Source organism: Microcoleus sp. B3-D7 (assembly GCF_036705305.1).
Taxonomy (GTDB): domain Bacteria; phylum Cyanobacteriota; class Cyanobacteriia; order Cyanobacteriales; family Microcoleaceae; genus Microcoleus.
This window is the reverse complement of record NZ_JAUBUE010000017.1, coordinates 80,490-94,099: the sequence shown is the minus strand read 5'-3', so window position 1 is coordinate 94,099 and position 13,610 is coordinate 80,490. Positions and strand designations below refer to the sequence as shown.

Annotated in this window: 10 protein-coding genes and 1 tRNA gene; 3 read left to right on the top strand and 8 right to left on the bottom strand. The window is 47.9% G+C overall.

The features are described 5' to 3' along the window. Positions 1-110: 110 nt before the first annotated feature. Positions 111-1,502: an NB-ARC domain-containing protein gene (locus QUB25_RS14325; RefSeq protein WP_333183854.1), complete on the top strand. Its 1,392-nt coding sequence runs from the start codon at positions 111-113 to the stop codon at positions 1,500-1,502. A 192-nt stretch (positions 1,503-1,694) separates the two neighbouring features. On the opposite strand, the gene QUB25_RS14320 is transcribed toward QUB25_RS14325, so the two are convergent. From QUB25_RS14320 to QUB25_RS14290, 7 genes are all read right to left on the bottom strand, one after another. Beyond that, positions 1,695-2,504: an SAM-dependent methyltransferase gene (locus QUB25_RS14320; RefSeq protein ID WP_333183853.1), complete on the bottom strand. Its 810-nt coding sequence runs from the start codon at positions 2,502-2,504 to the stop codon at positions 1,695-1,697. A 54-nt stretch (positions 2,505-2,558) separates the two neighbouring features. Further along, positions 2,559-2,741: a nuclease A inhibitor family protein gene (locus QUB25_RS14315; RefSeq protein ID WP_333183863.1), complete on the bottom strand. Its 183-nt coding sequence runs from the start codon at positions 2,739-2,741 to the stop codon at positions 2,559-2,561. A 234-nt stretch (positions 2,742-2,975) separates the two neighbouring features. Beyond that, positions 2,976-4,055, bottom strand: a complete 1,080-nt coding sequence (gene fba / locus QUB25_RS14310) for a class II fructose-bisphosphate aldolase (protein ID WP_006633469.1) — start codon at positions 4,053-4,055, stop codon at positions 2,976-2,978. Between the two features lie 192 nt (positions 4,056-4,247). Continuing rightward, positions 4,248-4,319, bottom strand: a tRNA-Lys gene (locus tag QUB25_RS14305). A gap of 67 nt (positions 4,320-4,386) precedes the next feature. Continuing rightward, complete coding sequence (locus tag QUB25_RS14300) at positions 4,387-5,256, bottom strand: aldose epimerase family protein (RefSeq protein WP_445242191.1); 870 nt, start codon at positions 5,254-5,256, stop codon at positions 4,387-4,389. A gap of 134 nt (positions 5,257-5,390) precedes the next feature. Further along, a complete protein-coding gene (locus QUB25_RS14295; RefSeq protein WP_333183852.1) occupies positions 5,391-7,469 on the bottom strand; it encodes a CapA family protein in 2,079 nt (692 codons plus the stop codon). Between the two features lie 12 nt (positions 7,470-7,481). Further along, on the bottom strand, positions 7,482-7,637 hold the full coding sequence (locus QUB25_RS14290) for a hypothetical protein (protein ID WP_158307982.1): 156 nt from the start codon (positions 7,635-7,637) through the stop codon (positions 7,482-7,484). Positions 7,638-8,467: 830 nt separating this feature from the next. On the opposite strand from QUB25_RS14290, the gene QUB25_RS14285 reads away from it, so the two are divergent. Continuing rightward, positions 8,468-8,779, top strand: a complete 312-nt coding sequence (locus tag QUB25_RS14285) for a DUF6679 family protein (protein WP_006633466.1) — start codon at positions 8,468-8,470, stop codon at positions 8,777-8,779. Between the two features lie 325 nt (positions 8,780-9,104). Here the strand turns inward: QUB25_RS14285 and QUB25_RS14280 are convergent, their stop codons facing one another. Further along, positions 9,105-10,739 (bottom strand): MBL fold metallo-hydrolase, encoded by a 1,635-nt coding sequence (locus tag QUB25_RS14280; RefSeq protein ID WP_333036402.1) that lies wholly within the window; start codon positions 10,737-10,739, stop codon positions 9,105-9,107. 1,634 nt (positions 10,740-12,373) lie between these two features. Here QUB25_RS14280 and QUB25_RS14275 point away from each other — a divergent pair. Then, positions 12,374-13,564 (top strand): glycosyltransferase, encoded by a 1,191-nt coding sequence (locus QUB25_RS14275; RefSeq protein ID WP_333036321.1) that lies wholly within the window; start codon positions 12,374-12,376, stop codon positions 13,562-13,564. Positions 13,565-13,610: the final 46 nt, after the last annotated feature.

The following is a 13,610-nucleotide window of genomic DNA, read 5'->3' as shown; positions in this document are numbered from 1 at the left end:
TCGCTTTTACTTTAAATTTAATCGAAGTTTGTACAACAATGTACGAAAATGTAGGAAAATGTTGGCAGTTGTGAGCTACAATACACAAAACTCTCGCATCTCCCTGCCAGATGAATCTTAAAGAAATGTTAAATGTCGCCGATCGCATAGTTTTGGAGAAAACAGGTCAGCACCTTGACGATTTACAGGAAGCGGTACTGCGGGGAACTCTACAACGCGAGACATACAAAGAAATAGCTAAAGATTTTAACTGTTCTGAAAGTCGCATCAGGGAAATCGGATCGGCATTATGGCAGATACTTTCAGAGGAGTTAGGGGAAGATGTCAGTAAAACAAATTTTCGCTCCACAATGGAGAGGTTCCAAGTCTCTAATTCTTCAAACTTTGCACAAAACGTCAGCGAACAATACATCAGTGGTAGTTTTAACACCTGTGGAGAAGGTAGACACCCGCCAAATATCCGAAACTCACACCCACCAAATCACGAAACAGCTAACCCAAAACCAACCAAAACTCTACATCAAGATTTAAGCGAAATGCCAGAGTTGGGTGATTTCTACGATCGCCCCCTCGAACTCCAAACCCTCACCACATGGATTCTACAACAACACAGCCGCCTCATCACCCTCACCGGCATCAGCGGTATCGGCAAAACCACCCTAGCAGTCCAACTCGTACAACAAATCAAAGACGAGTTTGAGTACGCAGTTTGGTACACTCTAGACGAATTCCCCACCCTAGATACATTTCAATCTAACCTAATACAGCTTTTTTCCCATTCCGAAAAACAAGATTTATCCCCAACAAACCAAAAACGATTACCGCTGATTAAGTATTTACAAAACCATCGCTGTTTAATCGTCTTAGATGACGTTCACAACCTTTTCTGTAGTGGCGAATTGGCAGGAAAATTTAAACCTGAATGCGAAGAATATCGCTCTTTATTCAAACAAATAGAAAAATTATCCCATCAAAGCTGCTTTCTCTTAATCGGTTGGGAACAACCGAGAGAAGTGACTCAAGTTAAAAACCAAAATACTTATATTCGTACCTTACAACTCAAAGGTTTAGACATCGCCGCCGGACAGGAAATACTCAGAGATTATGGGTTAGAAGAAAGCGACAACAGTGAAACACTCATTCATCGCTACCAAGGCAACCCCCTATGGTTAAAAAGCGTGGCGAGTCTGATTCAAGACTTGGGTGGAGGCGTGACAGAGTTATTACCAAATGATACCATATTGTTGCCCGAAGATTTGAAAGATGTTTTACAACAGCAGTTCGATCGCCTATCCGAACTAGAAAAACAAGTAATCTCCTTGTTAGCGAAAGAAAGCCAGCCAATCAACCGGGCAAAATTGCTAGAAAATGAGATAATTCCGGCTTCAGATTTGCTAAATGCGCTGCAATCTCTATCGCGGCGCTGCTTGATAGCACAACAAGCAAATTTTTACACGATTTCACCTGTGTTGAAGCAATATGCGATCGCCTATGCGGTGTAATTGATATCTTTTAGTCTGCGGAGGCAGACGTAGTTTGTATAGGGCGTTGCTGATTTAGGGTATGAAAGGCTAATAGGCAAGTCATAGAAACCAGTATCGACAAAGCTTAGGGATTTTCAACTTATTTTTTTCATACCCTGATTAAGCAACGCCGCCAAAAGTATGGCAGTAGCAAAATGCAACAAATTGATATTAAACGTGTCCTGTTTTGTTAGCGGTAATGAAAAAGATATGAGGGTCATCAATAATAAAACGCGGTGAAAACTGAAAGGTAAAACGTCCAAATGAAGCTCCATCTTCACCGGGTTGAATGCCAAAAGCGTTCCAGCCATACTCGGCAAAAAAGGATTCAGGATGATTGCAACTCGATTGCCAATATGAAGTTAGATCGCCGGAACTGTTGAGGATTGCTTCGTTGATAAGATCCGCTCCCAATCTGCTACCTGGTAAGGTTATGGCATTAATAGTTGCCATCAGCTCGTTCACTTCACCGTCACTCAAATAGTAGAGCAATCCTTCCAACAACCATACCGAGGGTTGGTCTGCTCGATAACCGCTTTCGACTAATGGTTGCACCCAGGTCTCTCGCAAATCCATCGCCAGCACGTGCCGATGACATTTTGGCGTTATGTCTTTCAATATGCTTTCTTTATAATCTAAAACTGATGCTCTATCAATTTCATAGTAATGCGTTTCCGGGTGCAAATCTAGCCGATATGCACGAGTATCCATTCCGGCTCCCAGCAACACGACTTGGCGGATGGTGTGGCTATATTGCATGAGGAAGTCGTCGAAAAAGCGAGTTCGCACTGCAACGTAAGGTCGACCGTTCGCTTCGTATTCTTCTACTTTGGGGAGCATTAGTTCCATTGCTTCGATTCCCGCCAATTGTTCGGAAAACGGATCGTTAAACAGCCGATTGGTTCGTTTGCTCTCAAATGCTCGACTGGCGGCCATCAATCGAGCTGTAAAACTAACTTGGGCTTCCGTATTATGTGACATAATTATTAGAACACTATTATTTATTAGAATTTAGAACACTGATACAATCATATACTACGTCTCCAGCAGTTTAGTAGATAATCCAGCCCAATCACAGCCATCCGTCACCCCAACAATGTAAGCATTGATGTTGATGTTACCAACTCGATAAACCTGGATGTTGGATAAGTTCTGCTTCAACACCCTCACCAAGTTCTGAAAGCGTTTCACTGTTTCCCGTTCTTGGCATTGCTTAATCAGGGTATGAAAAAAATAACTTTAAAATCCCGAAGTTTTGTGGATACTGGTTCCTCTGACTTGCATATTGAGCCAGTCATACCCTAAATCACCAACGCCTTGTATAGTAGCCATTTCAATCGCCCAGTAACTAAATACATAAACTCGCACAAACAAAAACCGGGCAACTCCACAGTTACCCGGCAATCCTAACTTTAGACTTCAGACAAATCTAAAATCTAAAACCTAAAATTCTTAAACAGCGACAGTCTTCTTAGCAGAAGAGCTCAATTCGCCCTTAGCATACTTAGCTGCAAAATCGTCCAAAGACACTTGCTTAATCTTTGTACCGTGACCAGCGCAACCGAAAGAGTTATAACGATCGCTACAAACCTTCTGCATATACTTGATCGACGGCTTCAAGAAGTGGCGGGGATCAAACTCATCGGGCTTGGCAAACAAAGCTTCGCGCACCGCAGCAGTAATCGCCAAACGGTTGTCAGTATCGATATTGATCTTGCGAACGCCGCACTTGATGCCCTTTTGGATTTCTTCCACAGGTACGCCGTAGGTTTCGCGGATTTTGCCGCCGTTGCTGTTGATAATTTCCAGCAATTCTTGGGGCACAGAAGAAGAACCGTGCATTACCAAGTGAGTATTCGGCAAGCGGCGGTGAATTTCTTCAATGCGGCTGATTGCCAAAATTTCGCCAGTCGGCTTGCGAGTGAACTTGTAAGCGCCGTGAGAAGTGCCGATCGCGACTGCTAGAGCATCAACGCCGGTTTGCTCAACGAAATCCACAGCTTGTTCAGGATCTGTCAGCAACTGATCGTGAGAAAGCGCACCTTCAAAGCCGTGGCCATCTTCTGCTTCGCCCATCCCTGTTTCCAGAGAACCCAAACAACCGAGTTCGCCTTCAACGCTAACGCCGATCGAATGAGCAACATTCACCACATCGCGAGTAACTTGAACGTTGTACTCGTAGCTGGCGGGAGTCTTAGCATCCGCTTCCAGAGAACCGTCCATCATCACGCTGGTGAAACCTTGGCGCATGGCAGAATAGCAAGTGCCGGGGGCATTGCCGTGGTCTTGGTGCATGGAAATGGGAATGTGAGGATAGGTTTCAACTGCTGCCAAAATCAAGTGGCGCAGGAAATTTTCGCCAGCGTAGGAGCGAGCGCCGCGAGAAGCTTGCAGAATCACAGGGCTGTTGGTTTCGTCAGCAGCGCGCATGATCGCTTGGATTTGCTCCATGTTGTTGACGTTGTAAGCCGGTAGGCCGTAACCATTTTCAGCCGCGTGGTCGAGCAGCAATCGCATAGGTACAAGCGCCATAGATATTCCTCCTAATTATTTGTGATTTTTGGGCAGTGAATTTTGGACAAGCTTAATTCTTACGATAATATTAAGACAATTTGCCACCGATCGCGCACTATCTTTCCAGATTTACTTAAAAGTTCAAAAAACAAAATTTTGAGTTCCGAGCATTCAGCTCAAAACTCAAAATTCTTAACTCACAAATTTTTATGGGTCGCCCGGGATTTGAACCCGAGACCAATCGGTTAAAAGCCGAATGCTCTACCGCTGAGCTAGCGACCCGCGAAAACATTGTTACCGCACACAATTTCTAATAGTAGCACCCCTCATTTGAAATAGCAAGTGTTTTTTAAATAAAATTTGCAGTCATGCGAACCAGCATCTCGCAAGTCGCTCCCGGCTGCAAATAAATCAAGTGTTCGCCAGTGTTGAGGGCATTTCGAGGAGCAGTCCAAGGTTCCAAACAGTAAAAATCCTTGCCCTTCACCATCCAGAAAACCAACTTCCCATAGCTGGAGTTGTAACTGAGGGTGAGCCGCAAGCCGCTCGCCGCGTCAGTGACAGTAGCAGCAAGACCAGTGAGCTCGTCAAAGGAAACATCAATTTCATCCAGCGTCTCGTCAAAAACCCCGGTGAAGTAACCCTTTTCATGGGTGTTCTGATCTCTGTACTGCATCCCCGGAATCTCAAAGCGGAGCTTAGATTTGTCCGTCGCCAAAAAGTAGGGGTGCAAACCACTAGAAAACGGCATGGGTTCGGCAGACAGATTGGTGTATCGCTGAAAAATTTCCAAAGAATTGCCTTTAATCTGATAAGTGAAGGCTAGTTGGAAATCAAAGGGATAAACAGCCAGCGTCTTGTCGCAGCTATCGAGAATCAGCGTAAGAGCGGCGCAACCCTCCGTAACTTGTTCACCTATTGTCCAAGGCAAGTCTCGAGCAAAGCCGTGCTGTTTGAGCTTACGCTCGACTCCCTTGTGGGTGTAAGTATTCTCGGGGAGATTGCTGCAGATGGGAAACAGGATGGGAATCCCGCCACGTACAGTTAGATCGGGATTGGCGAACCGTTCCGCGTCCCAGTAGAAGATTTCTTTGCCTTCAACCAGCCAGCTAGTGGCAATACCGCCCCGTTCCGGCACAACTTCTAGAGTAGAGTTAGCCGTTTCGTCGGAGAGGATATAGGTTTTGTACTGCTTTTGCTTGAGCGCGATCGCAAACACATTTGTCATCGGTAGTAGGTCATTGATCATTGGTTGTCAGTAAATCGATCGTTAATAATTGGTCGCTAGTATCTTGATGTTCACCCATTACCACCCCTATCCTCCCCCTGCATCCTCGCTCCCGCCCCCACCGGCTAACCAATGCTCCCAGCTATGGGAGGCAGGGCGATCGGCTGTTTGGAGCGGTTGCTGCGGGTAGTTGGTACGATCGCTGAGGTCGGCTGCCCTTTGAGTGCGACTTCAAAAGATACAGCCCTAGTGGGGGGAAGAGAGCTTTGGGGACTCGGCACTGCTCCTTGACTGGGAGAAGGGGGCGAAATAAACGGCTCTTTGATGAATGGCTCTTTTGTAAACGGCTCTGGTTCCCGGCTGGGATTTTGAGGTTGAGTGGGGTAGATGCGCGGCGGCAAATTTTGATTCGGAGGTGGGTTTGATTCAATTGCAGGCCCCGTCCCGTTCGGGAAAAATGAGGAGTTGTCCGGCTGTTGGGGCGCAGCCGGCAAAGCCGGCAAAATCAAAGTAGGCTTGGGTTGTCCGGGCCCTTGCTGAGTGCTTTCACCGGAGGTTCCCCCGGAACCTCGCCCGGGCTGGTATGTACCGCTCTGTGCTGCTCCTGGCAATGGAGAATTTGGAGTTTTTGATGCCGCTCCTGGCTGGACTAGGGCATCGAGAACTACAGAAGATTGCATCGGTCGATCGAAAATACTAGAAATTTGCTCGACACGTTTGAGAATGCGATCGGCTGCGGCTCCCTTCACCACCTTCGGCTGAAACTTTTTCACCTCCACAGGCAGAAACTCTACCTTCATATTCCTGTCTTTGAGCGATACTTTCAGGACTGCGGTATCGTAATCCCTGCGAGCATTCCCGCCGAATATAAAATTACCCAGCGAGTAAACTATCGGACGGCCCTTGTAAATTTCTGCACCTTGCAGTACCTGGGGATGGTGTCCCACTACCAAATCAGCTCCTTGGTCGATCGTGAACCGAGCCAAATCAATCTGCCAGTCCCCCGGATAATCTGCCAATTCGACTCCCCAGTGGTAATTAACAATAATCCAGTCTACCTGACCCCTAAGAGCTCGAATATCCTCGGCCACGCGATTGTTGCGGCGGGGGTTCGTGCCCGCTTTCCCTTGGTCGGCGACGTTAAGCTCGGCATCGTAATAACCGAGGTAGGCAATTCGCTGACCCTTAACTTCAATAATATCTGGACGCCTCGCTTGTTTAATATCTCTGCCGGCTCCCAGGTGTTGAATCCCACTACTATCTAGAGTATTCATAGTCTCCACCAGCCCAGGTTCCTCGTAATCCATAGCGCGGCTATTTGCCAGATTGACAATATCCACTCCTCCGGCTGTTAATACTTTCACCGATTCTGGATCGGCTTTAAAATTTAATTGTTTTTTGGCAGAGCCCAATGTAGAGCGAGTCAGGGAGTTTTCTAGGTTAACCATCGCCACATCTGCTTGCCGGTACTCATCCATATTGGCGAAAGCCCATTGGTGATCGTTGGCAGCAGATGCTCCGAGCGCATCCGATAGATTCACATTTCCTCCGAACATCAGCGTTACTGTTGGGTCGTAACGATTAGCAACTTGCTTTTGCTGTACTACTGGTACCACTTCTAAGGCCGCTTGCACCGTATCCGCACGTTTTGGAGGCGGCCCCGACATTACCGCAGCTTGCTGGTACCCGGATACTGGAGATGCTGACTGCAGGGTCAGAGCTTCGTGGTAGCTGACCCAACACCCTAAAATAAATGATGCAAGTGCCGATCCCACTAGCAGCAGAGAACGATACGTTTTAAATTTAACCCAATCGACGACCGGTAGGGAACGGTAACGCCGACGCTGGCGGTTGGCCGGAGTGACAATTCGTACTGACTGTTTCCAGAGAATGTCTGCATCCCCAGCCAAGCGCGCGTGAATTCGCACTCCTTCTACTGCTGGCGAGTTGAGTCTCCAGAGTTGGTGGCAAATAAATTTGACTAGGCCTTCCCGGAGAGTGCTCCCGAGTAATGTAGTCTCTGGCGCAAATTCGCGCTGGAATTCTAGGAGGATTTGGACGCAGCCGGCCTGAGCCTGTTCGACGCGGGCATAAATCCCTTCGGGGCGCAGCAAGCTGTCAATCCAGTAATTCAGGGCTTGAAAGTTGCCCGATCGCGCTAGCTCCAAGATAGACGGCTGCGACCAATTTTCTGCGTACACCATCAATTAGCCTCCTTAATACGCACGAGCGATGACTCCAATTTGTTTTGAACGGAACCGCAATTCTTTTAGCTTAACCGCCACAGGTTCCGCTGCCCGTTTTGAAGCTAGTTGTTGGCCGCCACCATTTTCTACATTTAGGGGCTGCCTGCTGTCAGTGATTTTTATCACACTCCGATCAATCGATTTTAAATTTTAGATTTTAGATTTTAGATTGAGTTGAGAGGGGGTACTGGGGGCTAGAAATAACCTCCAAACAAAAGGTTTATGGGGGACTTGAGGCAGAAGAGAGGAAGATTTCTCAGGCAGAGTCTGTTTTTATTGTCGCTGTTTGAGTGTCGCTTTAGAGCTTCCGCTTTGAGATTTGAGATTTGAGATTGAGCCAAGAGGCTTTAGTGGGCGATCGAACAATCGATTTTAAATTTTAGATTTTAGATTTTAGATTGAGTTGAGAGGGGGTACTGGGGGCTAGAAATAACATCCAAACAAGAGGTTTATGGGGGACTTAAGGCAAAAGAGAGGGAGATTTCTGAGGCAGAGTCTGTTTTTATTGTCGCTGTTTGAGTGTCGCTTTAGAGCTTTCGCTTTGAGATTTGAGATTTGAGATTGAGCCAAGAGGCGTTAGTGGGCGATCGAACAAACGTCGAAACAAGAGGTTTCTGGGGGAATTGAGGCAAAAGAGAGCGAGATTTTTGAGGCAGAGTCTGTTGTTATTGTCGCTGTTAATCGGGTGCTGTCGTCAAGTCCTAATGCTCCAATCTATGCTGGCAAATGCCTCTCACGAGGGATGCCACTGGCTGCAGAACCTGTAATTGGATAAATGGCGTACTAGATAGATTTGGTGGTAAAATCAAATTTGGTAACTCCCATCGGTACAAAAGTTGCGGAAAACGTGAAACTGGCTAGTCCATACGGCTGTGCCTTCCGATGTAAAACCCAAAGTACGTTACGGTAAACAGACCATATTTTAAGCAAGTTACACTGCGCAGGAGAACTGACAAATGCTACAGCGCAAAATCTATCAACTCTGTTGTGATGGTCGTGAGGTTTCTATTTTTCTTCGAGATCAGCAACGTTGGATAGAGCGCGCTCGTATCCTAGATATTGAAGGGGATCTAGTCACGCTGCGCTACGAAACCGACGAAGAAGACGAAATCAGCTCTTGGGAAGAAATGGTGCGTCTCGAAAGTATTGGAGCTGTGTCCCAGAAGTTGGCTTCGGTGTCCCGAACTAACTGCGAACCCTTAGTTTCTGACGATTGTCCCGAAGCCGAACAAATTCGCAATCACTACCCGGACTCGAATTTGGAATAGTTTTGAGCTCGCGCTTGAGGCACAAGGAAAACTTGGGGGAAAAGAAAACTACTTTTCTCCCTTTTTTGTGGAGAAATTATTATGCAAAAAATCCGGTTGAGGCCGAAAATATTCTGGGTTGTGACCACATAAGCTATTTTGCCTTTAAATTTAAGCTTGATGGCGGGATATCCGGCCCACGCGACAAGAGCGTAAGTACACAGTAGTTGAAAAATTCAATGGGCGACAGCTTACCCCTGCTGAAACCGGGTTTTTTGTCTGGGTGCGTCCAGGGCTGTTCTTTTGTTTTCTAGGCCTGCAGGCTGGTTTCTAGATGCCCGACAGCTTATTCGCCGTCTGTTTCGCCATCTAGGAAAAGTTCCGACTCCGGTATCGCTTTAAACACGGGACAGTAACCGTCGGGGGTAACTTTAAAGCCAAACAAAGCACTGGACTGGTTCCAACAGCGCTGGCTGCGGTAGTGCTGACAATTGCCGCAGCATTCGAGGTTGGTCTGAACGGCGCTGCCTTGAAAAAGGAGTTCCCGCTGGGAGATGCCCCGCAGTACCAGTTCTTCGCCTTGCCAGCGCGCTTCTACCAAACCGGTATCGGCAAAATTGGCCCACCGAGGATCGGCTGTAATCGGACTGGGCAAGCTAATTGCTACCTCTGTCCCCAATTCGCTGACTTCTCCCTCATAGTTAGTTTCTGGGATAGCGGGCTGCAAAAACATTTCCCCGATCGGCAATTCGACAAGTGTTCCGGCCGCCGGAGTGTGCAACTGGTAGCGGTTTCGCAGCTCGTCCAAGTTAGCCAAGTCAGCCAAATATGCAGGGGAACCGTGGAGTAAAATTACGTGCTGGGGACGCAAATTGTGGATGAGTTGGGTCGTCCCGGGCCCGTCGCAGTGTTCGGCTAGCAGATAAGTTTCGACACTTGTGACTCCAGATTCGGGCCTGTTGCCCAGCCAGTCGCTGACGGGATATCCTGGTTTTTGAGGGGCGAGCAAAATCCAAGGATGTGTGCCATCGGCAACATACAAAGCCAAATCAGCTATTTGGTCAGTAATCACAATACAGGGCGTCGCTCCCAATCCGGGGCGTTGTTCGGCAGACAGGCGGCGGACGCGGGGTTTCACCCTTTCGTCCCAAAACAAAGGTTGGTGCAGAGCAAAATTTTGGACGGCGGTGGGAAATTGGGGTAACAGTTCCAGATAAGCGTCGCACCCCTCGGCGACAGTGCCGTCCACCCAAATATCCAAGTCGCGGCCCGTAAAGTAGTGGTGACTGCGGAGCAGCATCAGCATTTCTTGGCCCAAACCAAGGGCCGGGGCGGGCAGCAGTACCGAGTAACCGTCGGCGATGGCGCGGTGGATGCGATCGGCTAACTGATTTTCTAGTTGTCGGCGGTGAGGGTGGCGCGCCGTGCCGTAACTGCCTTCCAAAATTAACACATCAGGCTTCATGCCCCTGAGTTCTCCCAGGGGCAAACCTTCCACCAAACGAGAATTGGACAGGAAAAAGTCGCCGGTGTAAACCACTGTGTAGGTGCGGTGCGGGGCTGCATAAGTCAGCAGCACAGTCGCCGCTCCGGGCAAATGGCCCGACGGGAACAACTGCACGCTCAGTCCTGGGCGCACTTCGAGCGGCGACTGCCAGGGCAGTCCCTGACAGAACCTGGACTCTGGCTGATGAGCCACTTCTGGCCAGTTGAGCGGTAGCAGTCGCGCTGTCACTTCGCTGGCGTAAATTGGCAAGTGGGGGAAAGATTGATGGAGTGCTAGCAAACCTCTGGCATGGTCAGAGTGGGCGTGGGTACACACCACAAAATCGGCTGGCAGCGATCGATTTAGTGTCGCTGATAGCGGTGCAATATCCTCTATACCGCAGTCGAGTAAAATGCGGTGCGGCCCCATTCGGACTAGCAGACAGACCCCTTCCTGTGCGTGGCCTGCGCCGTAAGGTAAACAATCCAGATCCATCACTGCGGTTAGCTCCCTGCTTTGCACGCAACTTGCAGTATCGCCACTTTTAAACATTGGTTGCGACTGCATTCATTCGATCGAGTTCAGTCTCGGACGCTGAAACCGGGTTTGATGAACGAAAACACTTTGTTGCCGCCCTCGCTCCCGGTAAAAAAAACCCGGTTTATCTAAAGTTGTGGTGCGTAAGCCCTGGAGTTAAATGTTTGCTCGAAGGCTCCGGCTCTCGTGCAAGGAAAGTAATTGCACTTAAGATTTGATGCAGCGCCAAGAAAGCGATTTTCCGAAGGCATTGGCCGGACGGGCATTCGGCATTCGACAAAGTTCAGGCTACTGGTTCTGGCATCAAAAGTTACATTTTATTGCACCATGTAAGAGTAGCGAACTCGATCTCATATTCTGAGTTTTAAACCTTTTTCCACAATTTGCGCCTGCTAAAAGCTAGTCTTTTTTATGAGAAGATTTTAATTCAGATGCCCAAAGATCTTGATAAAACTTTACAATTCTTCATTTTTAGGGTTCTGAGGGCAGTGTATAGTCCAATCTGAAAAACGGAGAACCAGCATCGTGCTAGCTAACTGCTTTTGTCAGGGCAGAGAGAGGCTTTATGAGTTTGATCGGTTTCTTTGTAAAAGTTTGATACATTCTTCTAAGCAAACCTTGTGGCTATCGAGGAGAGAGTTTAAATGGCTTTTTGACGCCGCCCAAAAACGGATATAAGTTTCCGACAGGAATCGCCAGCAGCTCAAAGTTTTAGAGTCTTGTTCAAGCTCCAGATTCATCTGTGAAGTAAATCTCAAATCGTTCGACTGAGGGCGACTCGACAGCTCGCCCAACGTCTGAGCGCGGCTCGACTTAGCTGGACTCGACGGCTCGCCCAAAGTCTCGCCGAAGTATCAAAACTCAAATCTAAAATCGGCTAACTGGCCCATAATTAGGTTTGTTTATTTCTCTCCTTGACTAGGGGACAAAACGATGTGTTTTTTTGTTTTACCCCAAACATAGCCACATAAATCCCCCGACAAGAGATGATATTCATCCTATAAAAATACCACGAGCTTGCCAGAAGTAATCTCAGCTCGTTCAGTCTCCAATTAGCCTGTAATCTCCTGTTTTTTTATCATTGCTGCGTCTTATTTAGGGTGGAGTTTTGGACGTTTTTTCAGCTAATTCGTGCGCGGTTTAACCGCCAAAGTTTTAATGGCGAGAGTGTTTAATTGTTTGGTATGTTTTAGAGAATAGTACCCGATCGCAATTAAATCTGAAATGAGGGGCGATCGCACAAACCCGGTTTTATCAAAAAATCTGGTTGTGAGATTTGGTATTAATGGGAGACTGGGGAGGACGCCGACGGCAAATAACGGCTGCAATTGACACGTGCATTGAGGTGCGAAGGTTTTCGATCAAAAAAATATTATTAGGAAAAAAACTTGACATCAGCGGGTCATCGAAAGTAAAAATAAATAATAGCCATAACCAAATGAGGCTTTATGTTTGATTCGCGATCGGCGCTCGGCAAGTATGGCATTGAGAAGTTGCTATTCCCTAAAACAATTTCGGGTAAAAAACATCCGGTAATATACGGAGTATCTAGGATTTTTTCGCAATCTAAAATCTAAAATCTAAAATCTAAAATGGCAACAGCTATTCTTGAGCTGGAAATCTCCAAACTCCCGCCAGAAATTACGGTTGAGGAGCGTTACAGCAAAGCCTTGATTTTAATTCGACTACACGGAAAACCGATCGGTCAAGCTCTTTTTCACGTAGTCGGAGGCCGCATTGGCGGTGACGAATTACGGAAAACACTGAGGAATTGTGCTGGTGACAACTTCTGGAAAAACTTGGTCTACGACACTCTAGAATGGGATGAGCGGGGGTCGGTGGAGGCATTGTCGCTCGCCACAGTAGCGGTTTGCACGCGCGATCGACCGGAAGATTTGCGGCGCTGTCTAGACGCGCTGATGCAGCTCCCAGACGAGGGTCAGGAATACTTAGTAATTGACAATTGTCCCAGCACGGACGCTACCAAGGAACTGGTCAAAAATTACCCACAAGTCCGCTATGTGCGGGAAGACGTACCAGGCTCCAGCGCTGCCCGTAACCGAGCTTTACGCGAAGCTAAACATGAATTCGTAGCCCTTACAGATGATGATGCTGCCCCCGATCCGAACTGGCTGCGATCGCTCTTGCGAAATTTCAGCGATCCACGAGTGATGTGCGTCACGGGGCTGGTGATGCCCTTGGAACTGGAAACCGAAGCCCAAGAATGGTTTGAGTGCTACAGCCCCCACGGGCGGGGATTTGAGCGCCTAGTGTTTGATGGGGCGCACTGCAATCCCCTGATTGTGCATCTTGTGGGAGTTTCGGCGAGTATGGCTTTGCGGAAAAGTTCGATCGACTACATTGGCCTGTTTGACGAAGCTTTGGGGGCGGGAACGCCCACGGTGGGTGGCGAAGACTGTGAACTCTTTGCCCGCATTTTGCGCGCGGGCTACTGCATTGTCTACGAGCCGAGAGCATTGAGCTGGCACCGCCATCGGCGCACTTGGGAAGAATTGCGAAAAACGCTCCAAGGCTACGGCATCGGAGTCTATGCTTTCTGGACGCGGATGTTTGTAATCAACAGAGAATTCAGTGTGCCTGTGTTAGCCTTGTCATGGCTGTTGTACAAACAAATTCCTGAACTAATTGCTTCTTTGCGAAAGCAAGCGGATTCTATCCCTAGTGATTTGCTTTTGGCTCAACTGCGGGGCTGTGTCAGTGGCCCGATGGCTTATTTTGTGTCTCGCAAGTGGTTGCAAGAAATTAAGGGGAGCAATAAATAGGGATTTTTAGATTATTTTTAACCGCAGATGAAATGCAGATGAAATG

Excerpts from the sequence above, each read along its gene's own strand:
- QUB25_RS14295 (WP_333183852.1), bottom strand. The coding sequence starts at position 7,469 with ATGGTGTACGCAGAAAATTGGTCGCAGCCGTCTATCTTGGAGCTAGCG.
- QUB25_RS14285 (WP_006633466.1), top strand. The coding sequence starts at position 8,468 with ATGCTACAGCGCAAAATCTATCAACTCTGTTGTGATGGTCGTGAGGTT.
- QUB25_RS14325 (WP_333183854.1), top strand. The coding sequence starts at position 111 with ATGAATCTTAAAGAAATGTTAAATGTCGCCGATCGCATAGTTTTGGAG.
- QUB25_RS14280 (WP_333036402.1), bottom strand. The coding sequence starts at position 10,739 with ATGGATCTGGATTGTTTACCTTACGGCGCAGGCCACGCACAGGAAGGG.
- QUB25_RS14320 (WP_333183853.1), bottom strand. The coding sequence starts at position 2,504 with ATGTCACATAATACGGAAGCCCAAGTTAGTTTTACAGCTCGATTGATG.
- QUB25_RS14275 (WP_333036321.1), top strand. The coding sequence starts at position 12,374 with ATGGCAACAGCTATTCTTGAGCTGGAAATCTCCAAACTCCCGCCAGAA.
- fba (WP_006633469.1), bottom strand. The coding sequence starts at position 4,055 with ATGGCGCTTGTACCTATGCGATTGCTGCTCGACCACGCGGCTGAAAAT.